The 10,520-nt window shown below is 62.6% G+C and carries 7 protein-coding genes; 4 read left to right on the forward strand and 3 right to left on the reverse strand.

The window, feature by feature from the left end; genetic code table 11:
* Positions 1-377: 377 nt before the first annotated feature.
* Positions 378-2,999, forward strand: a complete 2,622-nt coding sequence (locus tag QZ292_RS07540; RefSeq protein ID WP_294600106.1) for a chitobiase/beta-hexosaminidase C-terminal domain-containing protein — start codon at positions 378-380, stop codon at positions 2,997-2,999.
* Between the two features lie 81 nt (positions 3,000-3,080).
* On the opposite strand, the gene QZ292_RS07545 is transcribed toward QZ292_RS07540, so the two are convergent.
* From QZ292_RS07545 to QZ292_RS07555, 3 genes are all read right to left on the reverse strand, one after another.
* Positions 3,081-4,592 carry an endonuclease/exonuclease/phosphatase family protein gene (locus tag QZ292_RS07545; RefSeq protein WP_294600109.1) on the reverse strand — a complete coding sequence of 504 codons (1,512 nt, stop codon included), beginning with the start codon at positions 4,590-4,592 and terminating at the stop codon, positions 3,081-3,083.
* Between the two features lie 574 nt (positions 4,593-5,166).
* On the reverse strand, positions 5,167-6,615 hold the full coding sequence (locus tag QZ292_RS07550) for a UDP-N-acetylmuramoyl-L-alanyl-D-glutamate--2,6-diaminopimelate ligase (protein ID WP_294600112.1): 1,449 nt from the start codon (positions 6,613-6,615) through the stop codon (positions 5,167-5,169).
* Between the two features lie 20 nt (positions 6,616-6,635).
* On the reverse strand, positions 6,636-7,304 hold the full coding sequence (locus QZ292_RS07555) for an aspartate kinase (protein ID WP_294600115.1): 669 nt from the start codon (positions 7,302-7,304) through the stop codon (positions 6,636-6,638).
* 154 nt (positions 7,305-7,458) lie between these two features.
* On the opposite strand from QZ292_RS07555, the gene QZ292_RS07560 reads away from it, so the two are divergent.
* From QZ292_RS07560 to QZ292_RS07570, 3 genes are read left to right on the forward strand one after another with little or no spacing between them, the layout of a single operon-like run.
* Positions 7,459-8,784, forward strand: coding sequence for an aspartate kinase (locus tag QZ292_RS07560; protein ID WP_294600118.1), 1,326 nt, complete (start codon positions 7,459-7,461; stop codon positions 8,782-8,784).
* Positions 8,785-8,800: 16 nt separating this feature from the next.
* On the forward strand, positions 8,801-9,973 hold the full coding sequence (lysA, locus tag QZ292_RS07565) for a diaminopimelate decarboxylase (RefSeq protein WP_294600121.1): 1,173 nt from the start codon (positions 8,801-8,803) through the stop codon (positions 9,971-9,973).
* A 25-nt stretch (positions 9,974-9,998) separates the two neighbouring features.
* Positions 9,999-10,214: a hypothetical protein gene (locus tag QZ292_RS07570; protein ID WP_294600124.1), complete on the forward strand. Its 216-nt coding sequence runs from the start codon at positions 9,999-10,001 to the stop codon at positions 10,212-10,214.
* Positions 10,215-10,520: the final 306 nt, after the last annotated feature.

Raw genomic sequence — 10,520 nt, forward strand, 5'->3', positions numbered from 1 at the left:
AATCTTCGCACCGTTCTTTGTTCGCGCGCCGGGCGATTCAACTGTTTCGGCGTGAGCCGAAACAGTTGAATCGCTTCCTAAGGCGGCGGCGCGCGGTGCCTTCGGGCACTCCGACAGGACCGTCTCTACCCTAACCGGACAGAACTGCCCTCGGGCCGCGCGGGCCCCACTTAGTAAGACAAAGAGAACCCTAACAAAACACCCAACGGGTGCGTGGACGGGAAATGCTGCGCATTTCCACTTTTCAACTCAGCCCAATTCTCAGCTCGCGCGCCTCACGGCGCCGCAAGACTCTGTCTTTTCCCGCGCGACGGGCTCGTCTTTTCGAAAGGAAAACATAACTTTGTTCCTCCAACTAATCCAACTTCAACTAACTCATGAACAAACCATTCTTATGCGCTGCGCTCGCGGCCCTGACGGTATGCGGAGGCACGGGAACGGCTGCTCCGAAAATCAAGGTGCAGCCCCGGATGAACTACTTCACGGAACGAGACTCGGTCGCGACGATCATCGTCACCGGGAAACAGGTGCCCGGACGAGCTGTACTCGATGGCAGCGATGCAACGGTGACGCTGACCCGGCATGGCAACAAAACCTATGCCCTGCCCCTCGACGCACTGAAGACGGGAGATAACACGCTGCGGGTGCGCGTCGGGGACAGCACCTACTCGGTGAGGCTCACCCGGTTGCCGCATAAGGACAACGGGGTGCAGATCGACTACCTCACGGGGGTGGTGCGGGCCGAGGGGCTGCCGGTGATTCCGAGCGGCTTCTACTGCTACTCGCCGGTGCAGCCGACGCTGGCCGAAGAGGAGGCGGTGAGGGGGATGAACCTCATCTCGCCGTATCAGAACATCGGCAAACAGCCGCGCAAGGAGCGGATCGCCTATCTCGACCGGGCGGCGCAGCTGGGGATGCGGGTGAACTACAACCTGCTGAGCATCGCGGGCGGCGGCGGGGGCGCCAAGGCCGCATCCACAGACAAGGCCAAGAAAATGGAGCTGCTGCGCGAGGAGATTCGGGCACTGAAAGACCATCCGGCCATCCTGTCGTGGTACGTGGCCGACGAGCCGGAGGGACAGGGCATCTCGGCGGAGACTTTGGAAGAGATTTACGACATTATCCGCGCCGAAGACCCATACCATCCGATCACACTGGTCATTATGTCGGCAGGGCCGGGACGGCACTACGCCGCGTCGTGCGACATCATCATGGCGGACACCTATCCGGTGCCCAATTCGTCGGCTTCGGACGTGATCGGCACGATCCGGGGGCTGCGCGAGGAGCTGCAATACGAAAAGTCGATCTGGTACGTACCCCAGACGTTCGGAGGGGCGGAGTTCTGGACGCGCGAGCCGACTCCGGCCGAAATCCGCATGATGACGTGGGGGGCGGCGCTGGAGGGGGCGCGGGGATTCCAGTCGTTTATCCGGCACGGCCTCAACGGGTTCCCGAAAAATCAGTTCATGTGGGAGACCTATGCCAAGACGTGCCGCGAAATCCAGGAGCTGACGCCGTTCTTCGAACAGGGGACGGAACGGACGCCGCGGGTGGCTTCGGCGGCGAAGTTGGAGACTCGGACGTATACGCTGGGAAAACAAACGGTGGCGGTGCTCCTCAACCCGGGGCCGGAGACGGCGGCTTACAAGCTGGTGCTGCCGGATGCTTTCAACGGAAAGGCGTACGACCTGTCGGACAACAGTGTGCGGGAGGTGGTGAACGGGACGATCGACGGGGTGCTGGCGCCGTTCGGGGTACAGGTGCTCCGGATGTTCGCCGATGCGGCGGAGAAACAGGCCTATGCGGGCGACAACCGGCCGGTCAGCGGGAGCAATCTGCTGATCGACCCGAGCTTCGAATGGCAGTACAGCGTCTCGGGCAATGTGCCGGCGGCGGTCTACGGGAATGCCGGCAAAGACCGGGGGGCGACGTATGCGATCGATTCGCGGGTGGCGTACCACGGGGGACACTCGCTGCGGATGATCACGCCGAAATCGGGCGAGGGGGCGTCGGTCAGTTTCTACCCGCTGCCGCTCCAGCTGGGCAAAAGCTATATCATGACGGTGTGGGCGCGGGCGTCGGAGGCGTCGATCAACCGGCTGAAAAAGGGCGAAAAGATGCGGTTCCGGCTCAACTTGGGGAACATCGCGTCGCAGGAGTTCGAGCTGACGGACAAATGGACGAAGTACGAACTGAGCGCGACTTACACGAAGGCGGCGAGCGAGGCGCGGTATCTGAATTCGTCGATCACGCTGCTGACGGCGGGAACGGCGTGGTTCGACCTGCTGGAGGTGGTGCCGGACATGGATTTCTCGGTGGCGCAGGACGCGGATGACCCGCGGAGTTTCCGGGTGACGATGAACAACCACATTCCGGAGGGGGTGATCCGCTATACGCTGGACGGGGCAGAGCCGACGGCGGAGTCGACACTTTACACGGAGCCGGTGAAGATCAGCGATGTGCGGGTGGTGAAGGCGCGGGTCTTCGGGCCGGACGGACGAAGCTACGGGGTGACGGAGCAGCAGGTGGCGGCGCACAAGGCACTGGGCGCGGGGGTAACTTACCTGAAGCCGTACACGAAGTATTCGGGCGGGGGCGACGGGGCGCTGACGGACGGTCGTGTGGGGGCGTTGCGGTTCGCGGATCCGGCGTGGCAGGGCTTTATCGGCAACGACCTGGAGGCGGTGATCGACCTGGGAGCGGCGGTGCCGGTGGAACGGATCACGGCGCAGTTCCTGCACTCGCGGGGGGACTGGATCGTGCCGCCGACGTCGGTGGAATACCTGCTCTCGTCGGACGGGACGGCCTTCGAGTCGCTGGGAGTAATCGAGCTGGGCGGGGCGAAGGATGAACCGATGCACAAGGTGCCTGTCTCTAAGGAGAATATCGGTAAGACGGCCCGTTATATCAAGGTGATCGCGCGGGGACACGGCAAGATGCCGGCGTGGCATAGCCATGATGACGCGTGGCTGTTCTGCGACGAGGTGATTGTGGAATAGCGGCCTTCTCCTTATAGCGAGAAAAAGCGGGCGTATCCTCTACGGAGGATACGCCCGACTTCTTTATTAGCGGACGCTCGCTCAATCCAGCGCAAAGACGGAGAGCAGGGCGGCATGATCGGAGGGGAAGCGCACGGGATGGGTGTCGATCATCCGCGAATCCACGACGCGGACGCCCGGGCCGCAGTAATAGATAAAGTCGATCCGGTACTGGAGTTCGTCTTTCGAGACGGGCGACCAGGTATTGCCCGGATGGGTGACGGGATTCGGCCAGCGTTCGCGGAAGGAGTCCCGGAATCCGGCCTCCTCCATCAGCCGGCTGGTGGGCCACGGAATGACATATCCGCCGTGCTGCTTTTTCGTCGCCCGCGTCCAGTCCAGATGGGAGGCGATATTGAAGTCGCCGGAGACGAAGGTCGGCACCTCATCCCCAATGAATCCCGAGGAGGTGGCTTCGGCGAGGATCTGTTTCAGCTCCGAGGCCCGGGTCGACCACTCGCCGCGGAGGATCGAATCCACCGGGACGCCATCACGCAGCTGCCGGTCGGTCGAGGGCAGGTAGTGCAGCCACAGGTTGATGTAACGGATGGTCTGGGTGGCGCTGACGCGCAGCTCGACAGCCGAACAGTTGAAGGGATGGAAGATATCTTCGGCCGATACGATCGGATAGCGGCTCAGAATCGAGAGGTTCGAGCTGTGGAGATAAAAGTAGTACCCCAGTTCATCGGCGATGCGGGCTCCGGAGCCGTAGGTCTCGATCAGTCCGACGACTTCGGCGCCCGATTCGCGGATGATATCGGCCACGCGCCGAGGCCCGGCGACGGCACCGGTCTCGTTCCCGCCGTGCCAGATGTTGAAGCCCATCAGCCGCAAGGTGTCGAGCCGCCGGGGCAAAAACGGATCGGTCAGCGGAACCGCCTGCGGCCGCTCGTTCCGGAATGCGGCGGACAGACGGGCGGGACTCCAGACGGTCGTGTCGGCTACGGCAAAATCGACGCAGCCGTTGAATGCGTTCCACTCGGAATCGTCGCTGCCGCCGATGCGCAGCCGGAAGGAGCCGTCGAGCGAACCGAGCTCTTTCAGGTTATAAAGGGCGGTCTGACAGCCGTCGTAGTAGAAGGCGGCTTTGCCGCGCCGGCGGTCGCAGGTCACGGCCAGCTGGTGCCACTGGCCGTCGTTCAGGGGCTGCCGTTCGACGGTGGGTTCGTACCACAAGCTCAGACCGGAGGTATCGGTCATACCGGCGTACCAGGATCCGTTATCCGCTGCGCCGAGGGTGAAACCGCCTTCGTGTCGCGCTTTATCGGCGGTCGTGGCGATGACGGCGCCGCCTTTCGGCTGCCGACTGCCTTCGGGCACGCGCACCCAGACGCAGAAGGTATAGCCGGACGAGGCCGCGGGGCGAAACTGACCGGAAGAATCGACCACGAAAGGTCTCCTCCACGCGGCGGCTTCGGTCAGATCCACGGCGCGAGTCTCCCGAACGCCGGGGACGGTGCGATAGGAGGCGCCGGCCTGATCGGCCATCCGCCAAGTAACTTGCGCCGAGGCGACGGCGGGCAAAAACAGAAAAAGAGCCAACAACTTTCTCATCCTACATCATTCTGGTTTTCAATCTTTTGAATCGTCCATCCGCTTAAGTGAACGGTGCGGCCTTGGTTCGCGCGCCGGGGCGGCGGCGCGCGGGTAGAATTTTTCGCGCGTCGGGGCGATTCAGCCGTCGCCCGCTTGAAGAGGGATTTCATCTCGATTTTGCTCATCGCAAAACGAGCGAAATCCCTCTTTAAGCGGGCGGGCGGTGCGTGCCGCACTCCCAATTGGCAGCCTCTACCCCAACAGGATGGAACTACCCTGCGCGGGCGGCGGCCGGCCAATAAGGCAAAAAGAGCCCTAACAAAACGCCCGATGAGCGCCCCGGCAGTATAAGCGATACTGCGTATCGCTTATACTGGTTCGCTGCACCCAGCTCTTTGTCGCGCGCCTCACGCGATTCCTTCTATTTTGACTCACCGTCAAAATAGAGAATCGCTTCTTTAGGCGGCGGCGCGCGGTCGAGCTTTGTGCCGCCTCGAACCGTACCTTTCTTGAAAGAAAGGTACCCAAAGAACTTTCAGTTAGCTACGCTACGCCTTAGGCTCCGCAATCCTTAGTCTTTGTTCGCGCGCCGTCACGCGAACGCGGCGGTCACCTCTTCGCGGTCGTCGAAGTGGTGGCGCACGCCGGCGACCTCCTGATAGGGCTCGTGTCCTTTACCGGCCACCAGCACCACGTCGCCGGGCCGGGCCAGGGCGATCGCCGTCCGGATCGCCTCCCGACGATCGACGATGGTCAGCGTCCGGGACAACTGTACGGCATCCAAACCGGCACGCATCTCGTCCAATATGGCCTGCGGCTCCTCGAACCGCGGGTTGTCCGAGGTCAGAATCACGCGGGAGGAGCCGTCGGCTGCCACCCGGGCCATCACGGGACGCTTCGTCGCATCGCGGTTCCCGCCGCAACCGACCACGGTAATCAGCTGGGCGTCAGGCTTCCGCAGTTCGTTGATCGTGTCGATCACGTTCTGCAAGGCATCCGGCGTGTGGGCGTAGTCCACGATGGCCAGACGCCCGTCGGCGCTCCGAATCTGTTCGAACCGGCCACTCACCGGACGCAGGGTGCTCAGGATACGCAGCACTTCGGCCGGCTCCTGCCCCAGCTCCACGGCGGCGCCGTAAATCGCGGTCAGGTTGTAGGCGTTGAACCGCCCGATGAACTGCACCCACACGTCGCGACCGGCCAGCGACAGCTGCATCCCGTCCGGAAGCTCTTCGACGATCCGGCACTGATAATCGGCCGCGTTGCGCAACGAATAGGTCGCCCGACGACGAACCGAGGCGTTCTGGAGCATCACCTCGCCGTTCCGATCGTCGATATTGGTCAGCGCGAAGGCCTCCCCGGGCAGCCGGGTGAAAAAGGCCTGCTTCGCGCGGATGTACTCCGCAAAGGTCTTGTGGTAGTCGAGGTGGTCGTGGGTGATGTTGGTGAAAATTCCTCCCGCAAACTGAAGGCCGCCGATCCGCTGCTGCACCACGCTGTGGGAGCTGACCTCCATAAAACAGTAGTCGCACCCGGTCTCGACCATCTCGGCCAGCAGCCGATTGAGGGTCAGCGGATCGGGCGTCGTGTGGGTGGAATCGATCCGCCGGTCGCCCACGCGGTAGACGACGGTCGAAATCAGCCCGCAGCGGTGTCCCAAGGCCGTAAAGAGGTCGTACAACAAGGTAGCGACAGTGGTTTTTCCGTTGGTGCCGGTCACGCCGACAAGACGGAGCTGCCGGCTGGGGTGTCCGTAAAAGGCTCCGGCCAGCTCGGCCAAAGCTGCCGCGCTGTCCTCCACGACGACGTAGCAGACAGACGGGTTCAACGCTCCCTGCGACAGGGTCTCGCAGACGACGGCCGAGGCGCCGCGCTCCACAGCGGCGGCGATATAGTCGTGTCCGTCGCTCACGGTGCCGCGCACGGCGACGAACAGGTCGCCGGATTCGACGGCGCGCGAGTCGAAACGGACGGCACGGATCTCCGACGGCTCGGGCCCGACAATCCGGGTAGCCGGCAGTTGTTGGAAGTTCGGTTTCATTTCAACGGGAAAAAAATCGGTTACAAAGCGGCGCCGCGCTTCACGTCCATCAGGATCGAGAAAGCGCGGTGGATGTCGTCATCGTGCACAACGACGGTGAATTCGTTGGTGGTGCTGATGAGTTCGACCATGTTGATGTTGTCCCAGGCCAACTCTTTGAAAATATAGTAGTAGACCCCGGGATAGAGGCTGTTCTCGGCGGGCAGCTTGAGGGTGATCGACGAGAGGGATTCGGATTTGGCGACCTGCCGTTCGCTGCCGAAAATCTCTTCGGCGGCGGCGACGAGCGAGTGGCTCAGGACGATGGCGGTCTCGCCGACGCCTTGGGAGAAGGTGCAAAAGGCCTCTTTCGACTCGTGCACGTGTTCGAGCAGGCGGGCCTGGCACCGGAACAGCGAAGGGGAGTTGCGGTAGGTGAGGTCGGCGAGGTTCGACCGCACGACGACGTCGCCGAGGTGGCCGATCACGCGCCGGAAACGCATGTTCGAAAGCAGTTCGAGCCGCGACCCCATCCGCTTGAGGGCCATCATGATGGCGCCTTCGTTCACGGGACGTTCGACCTGCCGCTCGACTTCGGGCCGCAGCCACCGCGCCAGGGCCGAGAGGTTGACGATCCCTTCGAGCAGGGCGTACTCCAGAAAGGGCTGCTTACGGACGATGGTCTCGACGACGACCGGGATGCTTGTCATATTTTTAACAGATTTCGGCGTTATCGTTCAATTTCTCACATCGGTGCTCGTTCAGGCGGCAATTCCGCTAAATTTGCAGCCGACAGCGACGGCCGGAATCTCTCCGGAGGTCGCCACACAAAATTAACGATTCGTTCGTCATTTAACACTACTCATGATAAAAACACTGAAATTCGGCGGTACGTCGGTCGGGTCGGCCGCCAACATGCGCCGCGTGGCGGAAATCATCACTTCGGAGGGGGCACGGCTGACGGTGCTGTCGGCGATGTCGGGAACGACGGATGCGCTGGTGCGGATCGCGGCGGCTGCGGCGGCGGAAGACCGGGATACGGTGCGCGAGACGCTCGAAATGCTCCGCACGAAGTATTCGACCTGCATCGACGAGCTGCTGGAGAGCCACCGCGATGCGGCACGGGAGCGGATGGAGCGGGTGCTGGCGCGGATCGCGGACGAGACGTTCGTCTACCGGGGCGAGGTGTCGGACAAGCTGATTCTGGCGCAGGGCGAACTGCTGACGAGCGCGATCTTCTGCCACCACATGCAGGAGCTGGGACACCGGGCGGAACTGCTGACCTCGCCGGAGTTCATGCACACGGACGGGGAGGGAAAACCGGATATGGCGCGTCTGCGGCGCGAGCTGACGACGCGGGTGACGGAGACGGACAAGGATATCTACTACATCGCGCAGGGCTTCATCTGCACGGATGCGGCGGGGAACCTCTCGAACCTGGGACGGGGAGGGAGCGACTACAGCGCGGCGCTGATGGGGGTGGCGATCGGGTCGGACGAGGTGCAGATCTGGACGGATATCGACGGGATGCACAACAATGACCCGCGGGTGGTAGACCGTACGTTCCCGATCCGGCGGATGAGCTTCGACGAGGCGGCGGAGCTGGCCTACTTCGGGGCCAAGATCCTGCACCCGGCGACGATCCAGCCGTGCAAGGAGGCGGGAATCAACGTGCGGCTCAAGAACAGCATGGAGCCGCAGGCGGAGGGGACGCTGATCTCGGATGCGGAGGACAATGCGATGGATTTCCACGCGATTGCGGCGAAGGACGGGATTACGGTGGTGCGGATTGCGTCGGCGCGGATGCTGATGGCGTACGGCTTCCTGCGCAAGGTGTTCGAGGTGTTCGAAAAGTACCGCACGCCGGTCGACATGATCACGACGTCGGAGGTGGAGGTGTCGCTGACGATCGACAGCACGTGCCACCTGGAGGATATCATCCGGGAGCTCCGGCCGTTCGGCTCGGTGGAGGTGAGCCGGGACAATACGATCGTCTGCATCGTGGGGTGCATCGACGACCGGCATGCGGGACTGGCGGCACGCATCTTCCAGAGCCTCCGCGAGGTGCCGATCCGGATGATCTCGTACGGGGCCAACCACCGGAGCATGGCGCTGCTGGTGGCTACGGAGTACAAACGGCAGACGCTCCAGGCGCTGAACGACCATCTGTTCGATTGCTTTAACAATTAGACCGCACATTCCTGTTATGTCAAAATATGCCATTACGTCGGGGGCGACGGTGCCTCCGACGCCTTTCTACTATTACGATCTCGATCTGCTGAGGCGGACGCTCGACGTCGCCGCGCAGGAGGCGAACCGATACGGGTACCACATCCACTATGCGATGAAGGCCAATGTGGAGCGGCCGATTCTGGAGGAGATACAGCAAGCCGGGCTGGGGGCGGATTGCGTGAGCGGATACGAGGTGCGGTGCGCGGTGGAGAATGGTTTTGCGCCGGAAAAAATCGTCTTTGCGGGGGTGGGAAAGAGCGACGGGGAGATCGAATATGCGATCGAGCAGGGAATTTTCGCGTTCAACTGCGAGTCGCTACAGGAGCTGGAGGTGATCGACGGGCTGGCGGGGAGGCTGGGACGGGAGGTGAATGTCGCGCTGCGGATCAATCCGGATGTCCGGCCGGAGACGCACCGGTACATCTCGACGGGGCAGGCGGAGAGCAAGTTCGGCATCTCGTACACGGAGGTGGACGAGGCGCTGGCCCGGCTGAACGAGCTGCGGCATATCCGCATCGTGGGGCTGCATTTCCACATCGGGTCGCAGATCCGCAACCTGAAGTCGTTCGCGGAGCTGGCGGAGCGGGTCAATGAGATCGCCCGGTGGTTCGAGGAGCGCGGGGTGACGCTCCGACATCTCAACATGGGCGGGGGACTGGGAATCGATTACGAGCGGCCGGACGAGGAGCCGATTCCGGATTTCGCGGGCTATTTCCGCACGTTCCACGAACACCTGAAGGTGCGGGAAGATCAAACGGTGCATTTCGAACTGGGGCGCTCGATCGTGGCGCAGTGCGGGGAGCTGATCACACGGGTGCTCTTTACCAAAACGACGGCGGGCGGGGGACGTTTTGCGATCGTGGATGCGGGAATGACGGAGCTGATCCGGCCGGCGCTGTACCATGCGCACCACGAGATCGAGAACCTGACGGCGGAGGCGGAAAAAGGCAAACGACCGATGAAGCGCTACTCGATCGCGGGGCCGATCTGCGAGTCGTCGGATGTCTTCGCGCGGGAGATCGAGTTTCCTGAGTCGCACCGGGGGGACGTGCTTGCGATCCGCTCGACGGGGGCGTACGGGAGCATCATGGCATCGAATTACAACATGCGGCCGATCGCGCCGAGCTTCTTCGGGGGCGAGAAATAGCTTCCGTTGGCCCGGGGAGACTTCTATGGGAAGGAAAAGGAACCGTCTCTTGGGCCCCGCCCCGGGCTACCGCCTTTGGGATGCGGGCACGTTGCTCGGTGCCGGGAACTGTGGTTTCAGTTGGTCTTCTACGGCCAACGAGGCGCTGGGGCTGTACTTGCATTTCTACGTGACATATTTCCATGCCAGCTTCTTAAGCAACCGCGGCTACGGTTTCCAGTTGCGTTGCCTCTCGGAATAAAGTGCCTCCGGGCACGCCGAAATGGCCGCCTCTACCCTATTGGGCTGACACAGCCGCAGCAAAACGAAGTTTTGCCCGTCCACGGGACGTGGGGCCCGCGCGGCCCGAGCGCAGTTCTATCCAGGGCAAAGTTCGAACCGCGCGCCGTCGCCTTAAAAGGGAAATCGTCAAAACTCGCTTGCGTGTTTTGACTGGATTTCCCAAGGCGCGCGGACAGAAAGCGGGTCGAAGAGTTGGGCTACTCCAGCCAATTGCCCACCGCGGGCACGCGGGGCCCGCCCGGCCGACGCGTTCGCGTCATGGCGG

The sequence above is a fragment of the uncultured Rikenella sp. genome (assembly GCF_910577125.1).
GTDB lineage: Bacteria > Bacteroidota > Bacteroidia > Bacteroidales > Rikenellaceae > Rikenella.